Below are 16,271 nucleotides of genomic sequence, written 5' to 3'. Positions count from 1 at the left end.
GGACGTGACCTTAACTTGTCAGCATACGTGAATCCCGCTACAATACTAGAGGTTGAAAGGGGCGAGAAGCATGGGTTGGAGACAGACGACGTCCGCCTTATCGAAAGAAGAGCAGGCGAGTTTATTAGATGAGTTATTGCAAACAGGTATATTGAAAGAAGAGGATCGGTTGTTATATGAGCTCCTCATGCCGGACCGGGTGAAACGCATGTACGATGTGCTTGCCCTGCGGACGAACCATATCACGATTTTGACGGAAGGGGTCGATGACCCGCATAACCAGTCAGCCGTGCTCCGTTCAGCGGACGCGTTCGGTGTCCAGACGCTTCACGTGGTGGAAGGACGGGCTAAGTTCAAGCCGAACTCAATTATCGCCAAAAGCGCCGATCGCTGGGTCGATGTCGTCGAACATCCGTCGATCGAGGAAGCGATTGACCGGTTAAAGGCGGACGGGTATCAAGTATTTGCGACGGCACTGAGTGAGGAGGCGATTCCGCTCGAGGAAGTCGACGTGACGAAACCGACCGTGCTTTTGTTCGGGAATGAACATCACGGTGTGTCCGAGCGTGCGCTCGCGAAAGCAGACGGCAATTACGTGATTCCGATGCAAGGGTACGTCCAAAGCTTGAACATCTCGGTCGCCGCTGCGATTTCGCTCTATGATGTGACGACCCGGGCCCGTCATATCGTGACCGAAGGCTATGGATTGACGGTTCCTGAGAAGCAACGTGTCCTCAAAGACTGGATGGTCAAGAGTTTACCGAAGCGTTCACTCGGTGTGTATAAACAAAAAGGTTTAACCGCTTTTGAACGTGAAACAGGAAAATCTGAGTAAACGGCGAAGTGTACAGGCGTACGAGCACTGTTCACACGTTGAAAGGGGATGGAACGATGAGTACGACCAGTTCATTTATCGTGAAAGATGTCACGACACACTTTAACGAATTTGAAGAGGAGTTCTTTAATCTGTACCGCCGCCTGTATGGCGACATCGACCAACTGCGTTTTAAGGAGAGACTGTATCGACATGCCAATCCGCTCGTATTGCTCGCCTTCTCGGAAGAGCGGCTCGTCGGGTTCAAGATTGGATATGAGGCGGAGCCGTACCGGTATTACAGCTGGGCCGGTGGCGTGCATCCGGAGTTCCAAAAACATGGGATCGGCCGCAAGTTGATGGATACGCAACTTGAATGGGTGAAAGCGCAAGGCTTCCATTCGATTCGGACGAAAGCACGCAACACGAACAAAGGCGTCATCATCTTGAACCTGTTATGTGGCTACGACATCATGGGGGCGTACACAGAAGACGGGGCGCCGCGCATCATGATGGAGAAACAATTACATGACTGAGTCAGCCGCGGGTGCATCCCGCGGTTTTTTTGGTGGAAGATGAAACGAAAGACAAATTTGTCCGTATAGATAGGAAAAGGGGGAGAGGACATGTTCAATACATTCGCGTTCGGGGAAGAAGTGTGGGTTGATTCGACGGGGATGGGGGATTCGTTGTTCACGGGAATGTTCAGTATCTTTCCGATTTTTATGATTGGGTTCATCGCACTGATTGTGTTCGCCGTTGTTACAGGTGTCGGTAAGCAAGTGAAGACGAACGGTCTCTTGAAAGACATGCAACAGTTCGCTTCCGACTTGGCTGACAATCCGAGTGAGGAAGCGGCGAACCGACTCGCCGATTATTTGCGAGACGTGACGTCGTTTCCGGTCGAACGGACACAGATGGAGCCGTTCCGGGTCGCACTCGGCAGCTATCAGTTGGTCATGGAGTCACCATACGTGCACGACGAGACGAAGGAGCGGGTCGACCGCCAATACAAGCGGCTCGGCATCTTGGACGGGGAAAAGTTTGCCGACGAGCCGGCACCGCGACGCAGTTCGAGCTCGCACCACCATCTTAATCACCACGACCATCATAATCATCACATGTGAAAAACGCGCCAGGGAGTGTTCCCCGGCGCGTTTTCGGCGCACTTGAATGGTGTCTGGTTAGGAACGAGTGACAGGTGAACGTGTCATCGGTCATCGGTGATTGGTTGATCCATGGCCGTATGCTCATCCTAAACGTAGGAACAAGTGGTGGCGCCAATCCTTGACCCGGAGTCTCACCGGGCCAAGGTCACATGTAACGACTCGGGTCAAAGTCGATCTCCGTTCGATAATTGGCTGCGTTGATGGCGTTTGAGATCCGGTTTGCCCGCTTCTCCACGTCAATCGCCTTCAAGCGATACAGCTCCGGGTCATAGAGCGCATGCTTGATGATCGCCGTCCCTTCACCGAAGCCGTATTGAAACTCGCGCTTCGGACGTTCGGATAGTTCTTGATACATGCGGGCCTGGGCACGCAACTGAATCGCGAACTCAATCGCCTCGACGAGCGGGAGCGGGCCGTCATGTGTCTCAATCGTCGTCTTCAAGTTGGCCTCATAGACGAGTCGATCAAGACGACGCATGTCGCGTCGAATCGACTCGAGTTCGACTTCGATGTCTTCAAGCGAACGGGATTGAATCGTCGGGAGCGGTTCGTCTTTCTCAAGCTCGATGAACGCGACGCGCTCGACTTCTTCTAACAGCTTATCGATTTGCTTATGGAGCAGGCTCTTCAGTTTGATGGCATCTGCCAAGTACATAGGGAGTCCTCCTTCTGCTTTTTTTAACCGTACCATAACGAGATTGACGAAAAAAGGAAGACGTTACTTTTTTAAGACGAGACGATATGATGGTAAAAAGAGAGGGGGTCGTTTCAGTGAAAAAGTGGAAGACGCAATGGATCATTGCTAGCGTGTTGCTCATCTTTGGGACGGCGACGCTCCTCTATCAATGGATCGACTTGAACCCGGGCGTGATTCGGGACTATATCGTAGCGTTCGGCTGGATGGCACCGGTCGTATTCATCCTCCTCTATACGTTCCGCCCGCTCATCCTCTTCCCGGCGTCCGTACTGTCGATTGCTGGGGGCCTCGCCTTCGGGACGTTGCCAGGTATGCTGTACACGATTATCGGGGCGACGCTCAGTGCGCTCGTCGCCTTTTACGTGGCGACCCGGTTCGGGGAACGCTTCTTGAACCACTTTGAATCGACCGATTATAAAAAACTGCAACACAAAATCGAGGAGGACGGCTTCTTCTACGTCCTCATCTTACGACTCATCCCGCTCGTCAACTTCGATTTGGTGAGCTACGTCTCGGGTCTCGCGAAAGTGAAACTGCCAGCGTTCGTCCTCGCAACGGTCATCGGCATGATCCCGGGCGCGTTCGCGAACAACTTTCTCGGCAGTAGCATCGCGACCGGAGACTTTAAAATGATTATTCTCGCTTTAATCGTCTTCGCCGTCTTGACGCTCGTCGCGACCGTGTTCCGAGAACCGATTAAACGAAAAATTCATCGCTATCAAAAAAAGTAGGCGCCGATGGGCACCTACTTTTCATTTAGCGGTTATCGACCGTCTCAGGATAGAGGTCGTGGTTGAAGAGGCGATGTTCCGCCATTTTTTCGTATTTCGTGCCCGGCTTCCCGTAGTTGTAGTACGGATCGATTGAGATGCCGCCACGTGGTGTGAACTTGCCCCACACTTCGAGGTAGCGCGGCTCCATCAACTTGACGAGGTCTTTGCCGATGACGTTGATGCAGTTCTCATGGAAGTCCCCGTGGTTACGGAAGCTAAACAAGTAGAGCTTGAGCGATTTTGACTCAACGAGTTTCTCGTCCGGGATGTACGAGATATAAATCGTCGCGAAGTCCGGTTGGTTCGTGATTGGGCAAAGTGAAGTGAACTCCGGGGCGTTAAACTTCACGAAGTAATCGTTCTCCGGGTGACGGTTCGGGAACGCCTCAAGGACGTCCGGTGCGTATTCAAAAATGTATGGGACGCTCTTCTGTCCGAGGAGCGATAAGTCTTGTAAGTCTTCTGGTCTCATATTCATTCTCCTTAAACGCCACGTTCGTTGGCGTACAGTAATGTGTGTAGCTGCGGCAAGACACGGACGCTTTGCCACGAAGGGTCGCGCGCGACGTCTTCCCATAATTGTTTCAAGCGACGGAGCTGGGCGTCGGTGATGTCACCGTCCGCACCAGGCTCCGGGTTACCGGCCGACAAATACATGACGTCCGGCGTATAGCGCGTCTGGACTTGTTTCGCGTAGGCGAGATCGATTTCGTCGAACACGGCGACTTTGAACGTCGTCTGTTCCGGCCGGAGGCGTTCGACGATGGCGTCAAGTTTCTCCCAATCGGTCGACATACCGGACGAAGGCGGTTTCGGGCTGAGCGTCACGTCGTCGATTTGCGTGAGCCAGTCTTGATAACGGCTTCCTTGTGTCTCAACGGCGAGCTTGACGCCCCGCGCTTTCAGCTTCTCGACCAAGTCTTTCATGCCGGCGATAAGCAGAGGATTTCCGCCAGAGATCGTGACGTAGTCATACATCCCGAGTGCGTCAAGCCGTTCGATGATGGCATCGGCTGTCAGCATATCTGGTTTTTCCGAGCCGTCCCATGTGAAGGTGGAGTCACACCACGAACAGCGATAATCGCAACCGGCGGTCCGGACGAACATCGTCTTCTGTCCGATGGCGCGGCCTTCCCCTTGGAACGTCGGGCCGAATACTTCGAGGACAGGGATTTTCATCAGTCCACCAACCATTCACGGCGGAACTCGGCGTATGACGTCGGCGTCTCATACAGTTTGACGAACTCGACACGGACGTCGCGCTCGTCAGGCAAGTGTTTAGCGAGCTGCTCGAAAATCCAATAGCACATGTTTTCGGCCGTCGTGTTCATATATGGCAACGATTCGTTCAAATAGCGATGGTCAAGATATGGTTCGAGCTCTTCTTTGAAGATGGCTTTCAAGTCCCCGAAGTCCAGTGTCATCCCGCGGTTGTCTAAAAAGCCGCTAATGCCCATCTGTAGTTTATACGTATGGCCATGGAGCGCACGGCACTTGCCGTCGTAATCGAACAAGTGGTGTGCGGCATCAAACGTCACTTCTTTGACGATTTGAACGCGGTGCTTACAATAGATGAGCGAACCGTCTTGTTTGGCTTCAACGCTCGTCGGGGCAAGGAATGGGGCGTTCTTCATACGCGCACCCCCTCATATGCGTCAAGGCCGTTCTGACGGAGCACACACGCTGGGCACTCACCGCAGCCTGAGCCGAGGATGCCGTTATAGCACGTGAGCGTCCGCTCTTTGACGTAGTCGAACGCCCCGAGTCGGTCGGCGAGTTCCCACGTCTGTTTCTTATCGAGCCACATGAGCGGCGTGTCGATGACGAACGGATAGTCCATCGCTAGGTTGAGTGTCACGTTGAGTGATTTGATGAATTGGTCGCGGCAGTCCGGATAGCCCGAAAAGTCAGTCTCACACACACCGGTCACGATGTGATGCATACCGAGCTGTTTCGCCATGACGGCTGCGAACGACAAGAAGAGATGATTGCGTCCATCGACGAACGTATTTGGGACGTCCGCATGATCGATGTCGAGATCGTGTCGCGTGAGCGCGTTCGATGTGAGTTGCCCGAGTAAGGACAAGTCGAGGATGTGGTGCGGCACATCGAGTTCGGCGGCAATCTCTTTTGCGACCTCGATTTCCGCGTCGTGGCGTTGCCCATAGGCGAACGTCACAGCTTCCACGTGAGAGAATTGTTGTTTTGCCCAAAATAGGCAAGTGGTTGAATCTTGACCGCCACTGAAGACGACCAATGCTTTTTCGTGTTGCATGATGCACACTTCCTTTTTCGCTAGTTTTGATGTCGGAGGAGGTTACGAACTCCGGAGGTCACCCTCGAGCGTTTACTTTACCATAAAAAGTTGTTTGACAGGGTAAAGAGAAGCAGGTATAGTAAAGAACATCACTGACATGCTTTCATGCATAAAAGCGTTTAAGCGGTTAGGTAAAATAAAAAATATGGAATTGAAAGGAGGGGACGTCGATGCAGATGAAAGGAAAAGAGGCTGTATTCGTCGTGCTGTTGAGCGGGGTTTCCTTGCTCGCACTGATGTTTTTGGCCAAAGCGACGCCACATATGGCGATCTTTGGCACAATGGTACTAGTAGGGGTGTACGCATACTATCGTACGCGTGATTTCAAAACAATCGAAACGGCGATGATTAACGGAATTCGTGAAGCCATCATGCCGGTTATGATCTTATTATTAATTGGAATGTTGATTGGCGTATGGCAGATGTCCGGCACGGTGGCGACGATTCTCTCCATCGGTTTAGATACAATTTCAGCACAATGGTTCTTACCGAGCGTCTTGCTCATCACGATGATCGTCTCAACGTTCACCGGAAGTGCGTTCACGACAGTCGGTACCGTCGGGGTCGCCTTGTTCGGAATCGGTATGGCGCTTGGCATCTCACCGGCGCTTGCCGCTGGAGCCATCGTCTCGGGAGCTCTCTTTGGAGATAAGATGAGTCCGCTCTCGGATACGACGAACTTTGCACCGGCCGTCGCTGGTGTCAAACTGTTCGACCACATCCGCTTCATGATGGGGACGACGGTGCCAGCCTTTTTGATCACACTCGTCTTGTTCACGATTCTCGGTCGGAGCGGTCAAGCCGCGGACACGGCCCAAATCGCGGAAGCCCAGACTGCACTTGCGGGACGGTTCAATTTATCGTGGGTGACACTGCTCGCACCGGTTCTCGTCGCCGTGCTCGCGTTCCGCCGGATGCCGGTATTACCCACGATGCTCGTCGGGATGTTTGCCGGTGTGTTAACGGCCGGGTTCGTACAGGGTAACTGGAACATTTCGAACTGGTTCGGTGTCATGCAAGGCGGTTTCCAATCAGGTGTTGAAAACGAAACGATTGCGGCCGTACTCGACCGCGGTGGACTCGAGTCGATGCTTTGGTCGGTCAGCCTCGTCTTGATTGCACTCGCATTCGGTGGCTTGCTCCGTGAGCTCGGTGTGTTCCAAGCGATCGTCAACGCGTTGCTCGAACGCCTCAAATCACCGGGCAGCTCGGTATTGTCGGTCGTCTTGAGCTCGATTGGCGTCAACTTGCTCGCCGGCGAACAGTACTTGTCCATCTTGCTCCCAGGGCAAGCGTTCAAGCAAGGGTTCGTCGACCGTGGCATCGATCCGCGTTACTTGTCACGTGCGCTCGAAGACGGCGGGACGGTCATCAACCCGCTCATCCCATGGGGCGTATCGGGTGCGTTCTTCGCTGCGACACTCGGCGTACCGGTGCTCGAATACGCACCGTTCGCGTTCTTCCTCTGGCTCAGCCCGATCTTCTCGGTCATTCTCGGCTACGTGAAGTTGGGAAAGCAACGTGATGCGATGAAGCTCGCATCGTAAGTACACAAAATGATCCAGGACCAATCGAGGTCCTGGATCATTTTGTATTTATCGTGTCGAATAAATCGGTTTATAAGAACTCTCAAGTTCCCACAACGTATCTCCGAACTGTTCGAGGAGCGCGTTCGCCCTCTTCTCAATCTGAGGTGGGAGCGAGTTTTTCGCAAAAAATTGCAGGTCTAGACTCTCCCCGTCATTCATTTCCATTGCGCCGCTCACGTGCCTCGCATGAAACAAGTGGATGACGCCATGTGTCTCATCTCCGTTCGGATATTTAAAGTAATAACGAGGTCCCGAACAGACGCCGATGAGTTCGAACTGTTGCGCCGTTAACCCTGTCTCTTCGTTCAGTTCTCGAGCCGCCACGTCTTCAAGTGTCTCGTTCAGTTCCATCGACCCTCCCGGAAACCCCCAGTCGAACGTATCGGAACGGTGTTGGAACAATAGTTCTTGCTTCTCATTCACGACAAGAATGGTGGCACCGACACTGATCAAAGGACGACTCCCCACCGTCTTACGTAAGTCCGATAAATAACCCAACTTGCTTCGCCTCACTTTCTACTTTGTGTATAGGTTCTCGCCTCATGATAAAACACCTGCTCCTTGCGACCAAATTGTGAAACGGGCATCTTTTTTGTGCACCCCGTCTTCATTTGAGAAACTAGAGGGAGGAGGGATGAGGATGAAACGACTGCCTAAAGACTTTTACGAACAACCGACACTTGAACTCGCCCGCTCGCTACTTGGTCACTATCTCGTCCATCAGCATCCGACAGGCGAAATCATCGCCAAGATCGTCGAGACGGAGGCTTATTTAGGCGCCATCGACCGAGCGGCGCATAGTTTCGGCGGCAGACGGACGAATCGGACCGAGGTGATGTTTGGCCTGCCAGGTCACGTCTATACGTATCAGATGCACACGCATACGCTTTTGAACGTCGTCAGCGGACCGGTTGGGACACCCGAGGCCGTCTTGATTCGCGCGGTCGAACCGATTCAAGGCAAAGAGTTGATTGACCAGCACCGTCCCGGATTGAAGCCGGTCGACCAGACGAACGGGCCGGGCAAGCTGACGAAAGCCCTCGGCATCACGATGGACTTATATGGACATTCACTCCAACACGAACCGCTCTTCATTGTCGAAGGGAAAGTGGTGACCGATGTCGAGGCCGGGCCGCGTGTCGGCATCCCAAACACCGGTGAGGCGCGGGACTACCCGTATCGGTTCTTCGAACGGATGAACCCGTACGTCTCGAAGTATCGATAAAGGTTTAACGGTGCAAGGGGAGTGGAACACTTCCTATGTGTGAAAAAACAAATTGAGGGAGTGTTTCAACATGGCAAAAGTAGCAACGCTAATTACAGATATGTTTGAGGACGTAGAGTTTACAGAGCCACGCGACGCATTGGTGGAAGCGGGCCACGAAGTCGTCACGATTGAAAAATCGGCAGGAAACACGATTGAAGGGAAGCAAGGCGAAGCGAAAGTGACAATCGACAAAGCAATCGATGACGTCTCGCCAGAGGATTTCGATGCCCTTCTCTTACCGGGCGGCTTCTCGCCAGACTTGCTTCGTGAAGACGACCGTTTCGTCCAATTCGCGAAAGCATTCATGGATGCGAAAAAACCGGTGTTCGCGATTTGTCACGGACCACAGTTGTTGATTACGGCGAAAACGTTAGAAGGACGCGACGCAACGGGCTACAAGTCGATTAAAGTCGACATGGAGTATGCCGGTGCGAAGTACGCCGACAAGGAAGTCGTCGTTTGCCAAGAACAGCTCGTCACGAGTCGTCAACCCGATGACATCCCGGCGTTCAATCGCGAGATGCTCAATCTGTTAAAATAATCGCTCAGCCACGGACGCGTTCCGTGGCTTTTTTCGTGAAATCGGGAATAGAGGAGTAAGGAGGAGATGAGAATGAAAAGAAGAGCGCGCGCCCCTAGTTAAGTTCGTCGAAATATCTTATTGCTCAGTGCGATGCGTTGGTTTGAGGCGTTGATACCAGCCTATACGATTGAACGGCTATTTTGGGAATCGCGTGGCATCTCGATTCAAGAAGTCGTTTATATCGAGATTCTCTACGCCGTGATTGTGGTGTTCCTTGACGTTCCGACCGGTGTGTTAGCCGATCATATGGAGCGACGTCGTCTGCTTCAAATCGGCATCGCCCTGGAATGGTGCTCGTTTGTCGTGTTGCTATTGTCGTTTTCCTTTCTTGGTTTTGCTTTCGCCATCAGTTTATCCGCGGTTAGTGCGGTCTGTCGGAGCGGAACGGAACATGCACTCTTGTATGAGACGCTCGAAAGCGGCGGGAAGGATGGCATGTTTGAGCGATGGGTCGGCCGCTTGAATGGGATCGGACTAGTTGCTGCTGTCGTGGCAGCCTTTAGCGGAAGTCTGCTTGCGGCAAGGTTCTCGTTTGAATTGAATTACGTTGTGTCGATTGGCAGCCTTTTCTTTGCCACAAGCTGTAGTTTGTTGCTCGTTGAACCCATTCGTTCGACGCACGACGAAGCGATGACATGGCGTCAGCTGCGGTCCGGTTTCCGTTTTCTATGGAACGACCGGGCGCTCCTCACGTTGACCGTATCGTTCGTTCTAATTATCGGAGCGTTCAATTTCGTCGAGGAATTTTGGCAACTGTATGCGCGAGACGTTCGCGTCCCCATTTATTGGTTCGGGGTCATCTCGACGGGTCTATTGCTCATCCAAATTCCAGGACAACTGCTCGCCCCGTATTTACTGCGTGTCGCGTCGGCCGAACGTTGGCATCATGGGATTGGATGGGGAATCGGAATTGGCTTTCTTCTAATCGGCAGTTTTCCAAGCCCGTTTGGCTTCGTATGGATGGCCTTAATGGCTTGTTTCGCGGGTGCGATTGAGCCGATCTATTATGGCGTGCTTCATCACCGCGTCCCTTCCGCCATACGGGCGACGACCGAATCGTCAGTTTCGGTCTTGTTGCATGGAAGCATCGTCGGGCTTGGTTTCTTGTTCGTCGTTGGAGCCGAATGCTCCTTATTTGGTGCATTTCTAATGATTGGTGTCGTCGTGTGTCTCTCTCATGCGAAGAAGCGGACGAAGTAGTGGGCAGAGCACATTGAACGGCTTGTTTTTTTGAAACAAAGGGAAAGGGGGCGTAACGCCCTCTTTTTTACGTCTTAAGACCGAGGGCGGGACGACTCCTCCCGATGTATGATTAGACCCAATACAGAAGTAGGAGATACGTTATGTCATGGTATGAGTTGTTCATCGGTTTTTTGTTAGGGGTCGTTGAAGGGCTGACCGAGTTCGCGCCGGTGTCGTCTACGGGACATATGATTGTCGTGGATGACTTGTGGCTCAATTCGAGCGCGTTTTTAGGACAGGAAGTCGCGAACACGTTCAAGATTGTAATTCAACTCGGTTCGATTTTAGCGGTCATCGTCGTGTTTCGGAATCGATTTAAACAGTTATTGAATCCGAAGGAGCTGGTCTCGTTCCGTCGCGGTCAGGCCGACAAGTTGAATCTGCTACATATCTTGATTGGGCTGTTGCCGGCAGCGGTGCTCGGCCTCTTGTTTGAAGACTATATCGATACGCATCTTTTCTCAGTGAAGACGGTATTGATTGGACTCGTCATCGGAGCATTTTTCATGATTGCGGCTGACTTGTCGGGGGTGAAGCGCCAGACGACGGCGACACTTGATGAGATGACGTACAAACAAGCGCTCGGGATCGGATTGATTCAATGTTTTTCGCTTTGGCCAGGTTTTTCACGGTCGGGTTCGACGATTTCAGGTGGCGTCCTCCTTGGGATGAGTCACCGCGCAGCAGCGGACTTCACGTTCATCATGGCCGTCCCGATCATGTTCGGGGCGAGCGCGCTGTCACTTTACAGCAAGTGGAGCTACTTCACGATGGATACGTGGCCAGTATTCCTTGTCGGTTTCGTCAGTGCGTTCTTGTTCGCGCTCTTGTCGATTCAATTCTTCTTGAAGTTGATCAACAAAGTGAAGCTGACGCCGTTCGCGATTTATCGGATCGTGTTGGCGGCTGTTATCTACTTGTTGTACTTCTAAAAAAGACGCGTGCAAGTTGCACGCGTCGTTGAAACCTATTGTCCAGTCAGTTCGTAAAACCAAGTAGAGGTGAGAACATGGAACATATCGTAGTCGTATTAGGAACGTTGATTGGTCTTGGGACGGTCGGCACTTTGCTGTACGTGACACGTCTCGCTTATGAATCATGAGAACGGGTAATGATAAAAGCGCTCACGTTGGAGTAACTCCATGACGTGGGCGTTTTCTGCGTTGTCAATCGACCGCAACAGCGCCTCTGTCTGCGAACGGTGGGCGAGAAGAGCTTCTCGTTTTGCCGCGTACTCATCACCGACCTCGATGATGACGTGTGGTTTTCCGAGTTCGGTCTCCGTCCGATGGTCGAACGCGACGCCTAAAAACTCAGGTCGCACGGTCGCGTCCATCTCTTGAAGGGCCCGGACGACAGCGCGTGCCGTTGCCTCGTGGTCCGGGTGGACAGCGTATCCCGGATAGAACGAGATGACCCGTGCCGGCTTCACGTTATCAATCAAGGCACGGAACCGGGCGGCGAGTTCTGCTTCGTCCTCGAATTCGACGGTCTTATCTCGAAGTCCCCACATTTGAAGGTCAGAGATGCCCATGACGGCGCAGGCCGCCTCGAGCTCATGTTTGCGATTTTTCGGAAGCTCTTCGCGCGTCGTGAAAATCGGGGAGCCCATGTTTCGTCCCATCTCACCGAGTGTCAAGCAGACGTAGGTGACAGGATGCCCGTTCTTTTGATGTTGGATAATCGTCCCGGCAGAGCTGTACGCTTCGTCGTCGGGATGCGGGAAAATGACGAGTAACGGTCCGGTCATTGGTCTTCCACCTCCGTGGCTCCTTGCGGGAGCGGTTTTGGATCGAGATGCAGCGCACAGGCGAGACGGCCGAGACGGTCGTGTCCCGCGAGCAGCAATTGGTCACCGTGTAGCTCGAAGTCGGTCAATCCTTCGACATAAAGCCAACCGTGGTCGAGTTTCAATCCGACACGGTAAGGGCCGTGGCCTTTGATTTGTCCGATACTGTATTCGATGACGACGTTTCGAATGAACATGCCGGCATTATGGAAGTCCGGGTCGTTATGAGTGGCGTAAGCGCCGTTCGTCGTCTCGACGTGCGCATAGAGCGGCGTCGCCACGTGTTTGTCCAAATAAGCTTGAATCACTTCTGGTTGAATCGTGTTCACACTTCTCTCCTCCAATGGAAACGATGACCCGAAGCGTGTGCCCCGGGTCATCCGTTCATGATTGTGTTGCTAGCTTTTTCCGGTAGCCTGTATGGTTCGTCGGCCCGACATATTGATTCAGGCGGAACGAGTGACGGACCGCTTCCGTGATGAACGCTTTCCCGATCTCAATCGCTTCGTCGACGGAATGACCGTTTGCGAGTGACGCCGCAATCGCAGACGAGAACGTACAGCCACCACCGTGTGTGAAGGCAGGCTCGATCTTCTCGCTTTCGAGGAGACGGTATTCCGTTCCGTCATAGAGTACGTCAAACGCCGTATCAAACCCGAGTTTGCCACCGACTTTGACGATGACAATCTCAGCGCCGAGTTCGTGAATCAAACGCGCCGCTTCTTTGATTTCTTCCATCGTCGAAGGTGTCTTGTCTAGCCCGGCGAGCATGCGTGCCTCGAACAAGTTCGGTGTGATGATTTTTGCGACCGGGACGAGGTGTTCGCGCATGGCGACAGCGACGTCGGGGTTCAAAATCTCATCGGCACCTTTACATGCCATGACCGGGTCGACGACTGCGTTATTGATGCCGTACTCTTTGATTTTACGTGAAGCGAGTTCGATAATCTCAGGCGTTGGCAACATCCCTGTCTTGACCGCGTCGACACCGATGCCAGCGAGGACGGTGTCGATTTGCTTCTCAATCAACGTTGTGTCAATCGGGAACACTTCATGGTGCCAGGCGTTGTGTGGGTCTTGGGCCACGATGACCGTGAGCGCCGTCATGCCATACACACCGAGCTCTTCCATCGTCTTCAAATCCGCTTGAATCCCTGCACCGCCACTCGTGTCCGAACCGGCGATTGTTAAAGCTTTTTTCATCGTCATAGTCGTTCAATCCCCTTTGTCTGTTTGGATAGTTTCACTATAACGACTTTTTAGCGTTACGACAAATCCAATGACTAGAAAACAGCGGGCGAACTTTCCGAAAAACGAGGGGAGGATTTCAATCATATTTGGGGAATAGTAATGAATAGGGTGTAGACCACTTTCAATTGGGTAGGAGGAAAATCGCATGTTAGTGCACAGCTTATGCATTCCGAAAAAAGATGTTGTCACCATCAGTGAAAAGGCGACATTACGGGAAGCGCTCGACACGCTCGAGAAAACAGGGTATCGCTGCGTCCCTGTCCTCGATGAAACGGGAACGTTTTTCCGCGGTAACATTTACAAAATGCACATTTATCGTCATGGCATGAACGAGGGGAGCTTAGACGATAATGTCTTGACGCTCATTAAAAACACGCAAAAGTATGTCCACGAGTCGGACGGATTCTTTAAAGTATTCTTCTCGATCAAAGAGTTGCCGTATATCGCGGTATTGAAAGACGAGAGCAATGAATTCTATGGCATTTTACCGCACGGGAAGATGCTCGGGATGCTCGAAGAAGCATGGAGCCGTGATACGGGCAGTTACGTCGTCACGATTGCGCTCAGCGAACAGGCCGGTGCGCTTGAAAAGATTACGAAAATTGTCAGCAAATACTCGTCGATTGCAAGCTTGATGACGCTTGACGCGAAGAGCAAAGTGCTTCGTCGCGTGTTGATCACGTTGCCGCCAGATGTCGAGGAGCCGCAAAAAGATAAGATTGTCGCGAAGCTCGAGCAAAAAGGGTTCCGTGTCGTCGAAGTCGAGAATTTGAACAACTGACAGAAGACCTCCTTCATGCGAAGGAGGTCTTTTTCATGTCAATCGTTTCTCCATCCGGATATCGTCATGAAACGTCCCGTTCCAAAATGTGAATCCTTTGATTCGGGTAATCTCGACGTAGTCGAGTTTTTCATATAAGCGCCGGGCCGCCTCGTTGAAGGCGAACACACCAAGTTCGATGCGCGGCGTCCCTTGTGCCCGAAGCCGTTGTTCGAGGAGTGTGAGTGCATGGGTCCCGACACCTTTACCGCGCCCGACGGTCTCGCCGATGACGAGACCGAGCCAGGCGCTCCCCGGCTCTTGGCGATATAGATGGGCGGCGTCATACATCACATTTACTTCCCCGACGAGCTGGTCGTCAGCGTAAATCAAAAAGATATCGTGTGTCTGAAGTCGTTCTTCTAGCGCTTCGACCGTCAAGTTTTGTTCGACGGTAAGTTCTTCTTCCGAACGGGCCGGGCGAATCAAATGAACGATGTTGGGATCATTATTCCAGCGGTTAAACGTCTCGACGATATCCTGTGACGATTCCTTTAAAGGAACGAGCGAGATCGTCATCTCATCCACTCCTTTCTCGTACTCTATCCTTTTTCTTTTTCAAGAAAGGACAGAAAATTCCTGTCTTCACGCTAACGGTTTTAAAACGTTCAAATGGCTCGGTAACACTTCGAACGTGAGCGGAAGTGTGCCTCCGGTGTCACCGTCTGCGTTGACAGGAAGTGATTCTGGCGAGTCCACATGGACCCGTTTCGTCTTGAATGACGTGACGCTATCCGTCTCTTTCAACTTGCCAGTGAAGAGAGCCGGAGCCAGTTGAATCGCGTCTTTAAAGCCGAGGCTTTCAAACAGATAGACATGGAGCAAACCGTCATTTACTTCGGCATCAGGCTCGAAGTTTTCGAAGCCCCCTACCGAGTTCGTGAGCGCGATGACGACGAGGTAAGCGTCTCCGTCGAACGTCTTCTCGTCCGCTTGGACAGAGAGCGAATACGGACTATGTTCGCGGAACGCTTTCACGCCTTCAATCAAATAAGCAAACGGCCCCCACTTCGTCTTTTCCTCGACACTCACTTCATCGACCGCTTCAGCAATCAAACCGATGGCGATGACGTTCATGAAATAGCCGTTTTCATATTTCCCGATATCCATCGGAGTCGGTTCAGCCGTCTTAAGGGCTTCGATCGCTTCTTCTGGGTCGCTTGGCACACCGAGGGCGCGAGCCAAATCGTTCACTGTACCGAGCGGAATAATCCCGAAATCGGGGCGATGTGGCGCTTCGGCGAGTCCAGTGACTGTCTCGTTTAACGTGCCGTCTCCTCCCATGGCGATGACGGCGCGATAACCTCGTTGCGCGGCTTCGCGAGCAAAATGCGTGGCATCCTCCGCTTTCTCTGTGAAGCGGACGTCCACGTTCCCGTATCTTGCCTTCAACACCGCTTCAGCGTGCGGTGCGTGTTCTTTCCCCAACTCTTTTCCAGATGACGGGTTGACGATCAACATGACAGATTCCATTCAGACATTCCCCTTTTACGTTTGGATACTGTGCTATATTCCCGTCTGTCGGAAAAGCTAGTCATGAAAAAACAACGGTTTCCCGTTGCTTAATAATGGCGAAACGCCGACATATCGAGATGGCTCGCATCCGACTCATCGACGGCAAGCTCGATTTTCAAATGCTCATGAAATGGGGAAACAAACGCCCCCATGCAGGCGACCGGTTCATGGTCAGGGACGGGTGATTTACGTTTTGTCTTGACGAACAAGTAGTCCGTGCGCGGAAGCGTGAGCAAAAAGCGTTCAACCGCATGTGGTTCACGCGTAACGTTTGACCAAGGCAAGTGATTGAATAGTAAAAAGACCGCACCTTCTTTTTGGAGCGCATAATCCGGGGCGATGCCTTCCCGATTCAACAGCTCGATGACCGAACTCAAATAATCCTGTTTGATCGTCAATGAAATTTCGTAATAGTCACGCATACCGTCCATCCTTTCTAAAAATC

At 52.4% G+C, this 16,271-nt stretch carries 22 protein-coding genes; 10 read left to right on the top strand and 12 right to left on the bottom strand.

Features of this window, described 5'->3' with window-relative positions; all coding sequences use genetic code 11:
* The first annotated feature begins 70 nt into the window (after positions 1-70).
* The 3 genes from KNP92_RS11190 to KNP92_RS11180 all read left to right on the top strand — a co-directional run bounded on the left by KNP92_RS11190 (position 71) and on the right by KNP92_RS11180 (position 1,941).
* A complete protein-coding gene (locus KNP92_RS11190; RefSeq protein ID WP_214840524.1) occupies positions 71-835 on the top strand; it encodes a TrmH family RNA methyltransferase in 765 nt (254 codons plus the stop codon).
* A 56-nt stretch (positions 836-891) separates the two neighbouring features.
* On the top strand, positions 892-1,350 hold the full coding sequence (locus tag KNP92_RS11185; RefSeq protein ID WP_251136558.1) for a GNAT family N-acetyltransferase: 459 nt from the start codon (positions 892-894) through the stop codon (positions 1,348-1,350).
* A gap of 90 nt (positions 1,351-1,440) precedes the next feature.
* Positions 1,441-1,941, top strand: coding sequence for a hypothetical protein (locus tag KNP92_RS11180; protein WP_214840523.1), 501 nt, complete (start codon positions 1,441-1,443; stop codon positions 1,939-1,941).
* A 187-nt stretch (positions 1,942-2,128) separates the two neighbouring features.
* Here the strand turns inward: KNP92_RS11180 and KNP92_RS11175 are convergent, their stop codons facing one another.
* Positions 2,129-2,638 (bottom strand): hypothetical protein, encoded by a 510-nt coding sequence (locus KNP92_RS11175; RefSeq protein WP_214840522.1) that lies wholly within the window; start codon positions 2,636-2,638, stop codon positions 2,129-2,131.
* Between the two features lie 116 nt (positions 2,639-2,754).
* Between KNP92_RS11175 and KNP92_RS11170 the strand changes: the two genes are divergently transcribed.
* On the top strand, positions 2,755-3,411 hold the full coding sequence (locus tag KNP92_RS11170; RefSeq protein ID WP_214840521.1) for a TVP38/TMEM64 family protein: 657 nt from the start codon (positions 2,755-2,757) through the stop codon (positions 3,409-3,411).
* Between the two features lie 25 nt (positions 3,412-3,436).
* Here KNP92_RS11170 and queF read toward each other — a convergent pair whose 3' ends face one another.
* Genes queF through queC form a run of 4 tightly spaced genes read right to left on the bottom strand, consistent with a single transcriptional unit; the run spans position 3,437 to position 5,728 of the window.
* Positions 3,437-3,925 (bottom strand): preQ(1) synthase, encoded by a 489-nt coding sequence (gene queF / locus KNP92_RS11165; RefSeq protein WP_029333812.1) that lies wholly within the window; start codon positions 3,923-3,925, stop codon positions 3,437-3,439.
* A gap of 11 nt (positions 3,926-3,936) precedes the next feature.
* Entirely contained in the window at positions 3,937-4,632 is a 696-nt protein-coding gene (gene queE, locus KNP92_RS11160; protein ID WP_214840518.1) for a 7-carboxy-7-deazaguanine synthase QueE, read from the bottom strand.
* On the bottom strand, positions 4,632-5,087 hold the full coding sequence (gene queD / locus KNP92_RS11155) for a 6-carboxytetrahydropterin synthase QueD (RefSeq protein ID WP_029333810.1): 456 nt from the start codon (positions 5,085-5,087) through the stop codon (positions 4,632-4,634). Before queD ends, queE begins: the two co-directional genes overlap by 1 nt.
* Positions 5,084-5,728: a 7-cyano-7-deazaguanine synthase QueC gene (gene queC / locus KNP92_RS11150; protein WP_214840516.1), complete on the bottom strand. Its 645-nt coding sequence runs from the start codon at positions 5,726-5,728 to the stop codon at positions 5,084-5,086. The genes queD and queC overlap by 4 nt, the downstream gene beginning before the upstream one ends.
* Positions 5,729-5,940: 212 nt before the next feature.
* Here queC and nhaC point away from each other — a divergent pair, with 212 nt between their 5' ends.
* Positions 5,941-7,317, top strand: a complete 1,377-nt coding sequence (nhaC, locus tag KNP92_RS11145) for a Na+/H+ antiporter NhaC (RefSeq protein WP_214840514.1) — start codon at positions 5,941-5,943, stop codon at positions 7,315-7,317.
* Between the two features lie 48 nt (positions 7,318-7,365).
* Here the strand turns inward: nhaC and KNP92_RS11140 are convergent, their stop codons facing one another.
* Positions 7,366-7,857: an NUDIX hydrolase gene (locus KNP92_RS11140; RefSeq protein ID WP_214840512.1), complete on the bottom strand. Its 492-nt coding sequence runs from the start codon at positions 7,855-7,857 to the stop codon at positions 7,366-7,368.
* Positions 7,858-7,993: 136 nt separating this feature from the next.
* Between KNP92_RS11140 and KNP92_RS11135 the strand changes: the two genes are divergently transcribed.
* The 4 genes from KNP92_RS11135 (at position 7,994) to KNP92_RS11120 (ending at position 11,383) form a co-directional block, all read left to right on the top strand.
* Entirely contained in the window at positions 7,994-8,584 is a 591-nt protein-coding gene (locus KNP92_RS11135) for a DNA-3-methyladenine glycosylase (RefSeq protein ID WP_214840509.1), read from the top strand.
* A gap of 70 nt (positions 8,585-8,654) precedes the next feature.
* Positions 8,655-9,167, top strand: coding sequence for a type 1 glutamine amidotransferase domain-containing protein (locus KNP92_RS11130; RefSeq protein WP_034816779.1), 513 nt, complete (start codon positions 8,655-8,657; stop codon positions 9,165-9,167).
* A gap of 132 nt (positions 9,168-9,299) precedes the next feature.
* Positions 9,300-10,409, top strand: a complete 1,110-nt coding sequence (locus KNP92_RS11125; RefSeq protein ID WP_214840507.1) for an MFS transporter — start codon at positions 9,300-9,302, stop codon at positions 10,407-10,409.
* A 143-nt stretch (positions 10,410-10,552) separates the two neighbouring features.
* Positions 10,553-11,383, top strand: coding sequence for an undecaprenyl-diphosphate phosphatase (locus KNP92_RS11120; RefSeq protein ID WP_214840505.1), 831 nt, complete (start codon positions 10,553-10,555; stop codon positions 11,381-11,383).
* A 164-nt stretch (positions 11,384-11,547) separates the two neighbouring features.
* On the opposite strand, the gene bshB2 is transcribed toward KNP92_RS11120, so the two are convergent.
* The 3 genes from bshB2 to pdxK are packed head-to-tail and all read right to left on the bottom strand — an operon-like array spanning position 11,548 to position 13,449.
* Complete coding sequence (gene bshB2, locus KNP92_RS11115) at positions 11,548-12,201, bottom strand: bacillithiol biosynthesis deacetylase BshB2 (RefSeq protein ID WP_214840503.1); 654 nt, start codon at positions 12,199-12,201, stop codon at positions 11,548-11,550.
* Entirely contained in the window at positions 12,198-12,569 is a 372-nt protein-coding gene (locus KNP92_RS11110) for a YojF family protein (RefSeq protein WP_260564089.1), read from the bottom strand. Before KNP92_RS11110 ends, bshB2 begins: the two co-directional genes overlap by 4 nt.
* 55 nt (positions 12,570-12,624) lie before the next feature.
* Entirely contained in the window at positions 12,625-13,449 is an 825-nt protein-coding gene (pdxK, locus tag KNP92_RS11105) for a pyridoxine/pyridoxal/pyridoxamine kinase (protein ID WP_214840498.1), read from the bottom strand.
* A gap of 187 nt (positions 13,450-13,636) precedes the next feature.
* On the opposite strand from pdxK, the gene cbpA reads away from it, so the two are divergent.
* Positions 13,637-14,272 (top strand): cyclic di-AMP binding protein CbpA, encoded by a 636-nt coding sequence (gene cbpA, locus KNP92_RS11100; protein WP_214840490.1) that lies wholly within the window; start codon positions 13,637-13,639, stop codon positions 14,270-14,272.
* A 33-nt stretch (positions 14,273-14,305) separates the two neighbouring features.
* On the opposite strand, the gene KNP92_RS11095 is transcribed toward cbpA, so the two are convergent.
* From KNP92_RS11095 to KNP92_RS11085, 3 genes are all read right to left on the bottom strand, one after another.
* The gene (locus KNP92_RS11095) at positions 14,306-14,830 is read right to left on the bottom strand and encodes a GNAT family N-acetyltransferase (RefSeq protein ID WP_214840953.1); all 525 of its coding nucleotides are present in this window, start codon (positions 14,828-14,830) and stop codon (positions 14,306-14,308) included.
* 66 nt (positions 14,831-14,896) lie between these two features.
* Positions 14,897-15,784 (bottom strand): diacylglycerol/lipid kinase family protein, encoded by an 888-nt coding sequence (locus KNP92_RS11090; protein ID WP_214840487.1) that lies wholly within the window; start codon positions 15,782-15,784, stop codon positions 14,897-14,899.
* Positions 15,785-15,873: 89 nt separating this feature from the next.
* Entirely contained in the window at positions 15,874-16,248 is a 375-nt protein-coding gene (locus KNP92_RS11085; protein ID WP_214840485.1) for a hypothetical protein, read from the bottom strand.
* Positions 16,249-16,271 lie beyond the last annotated feature (23 nt).

Origin of the sequence: Exiguobacterium sp. s122 (assembly GCF_018618475.1) — a bacterium.
In the GTDB taxonomy this organism is placed as follows: Bacteria; Bacillota; Bacilli; order Exiguobacteriales; family Exiguobacteriaceae; genus Exiguobacterium; species Exiguobacterium himgiriensis.
The sequence above is the reverse complement of the archived record's forward strand: the minus strand, read 5'-3'. Positions and strand labels throughout refer to the sequence as shown.